This window comes from Enterococcus ratti (genome assembly GCF_001886195.1).
Classification (GTDB): Bacteria; Bacillota; Bacilli; order Lactobacillales; family Enterococcaceae; genus Enterococcus_B; species Enterococcus_B ratti.
The window spans coordinates 1-231 of sequence record NZ_JXLB01000078.1 but is presented as its reverse complement, the minus strand read 5'-3'; the positions used below and the strand labels follow the sequence as shown (position 1 = coordinate 231).

Sequence of the window (231 nt, the reverse complement as noted above, 5' to 3'; positions counted from 1 at the left end):
ATAGGCCCTTAAAAACTAAAAGCGGGTGACGAGAATCGAACTCGCGACAACAGCTTGGAAGGCTGTGGTTTTACCACTAAACTACACCCGCATGGCGGTCTGGACGGGACTCGAACCCGCGACCTCCTGCGTGACAGGCAGGCATTCTAACCAACTGAACTACCAAACCATAAAATTAATTTTTGACTTTGAAAAATTAAAGTCAATTGCGGGAGCAGGATTTGAACCTAC

The 231-nt window shown here is 46.8% G+C and carries 2 tRNA genes; both read right to left on the bottom strand.

The annotated features are described in order from the left end of the window. Positions 1-20: 20 nt before the first annotated feature. Positions 21-91: transfer RNA gene (locus RV14_RS11795), tRNA-Gly, on the bottom strand. Between the two features lies 1 nt (position 92). Further along, a tRNA-Asp gene (locus RV14_RS11790) sits at positions 93-169 on the bottom strand. Between the last annotated feature and the right edge of the window lie 62 nt (positions 170-231).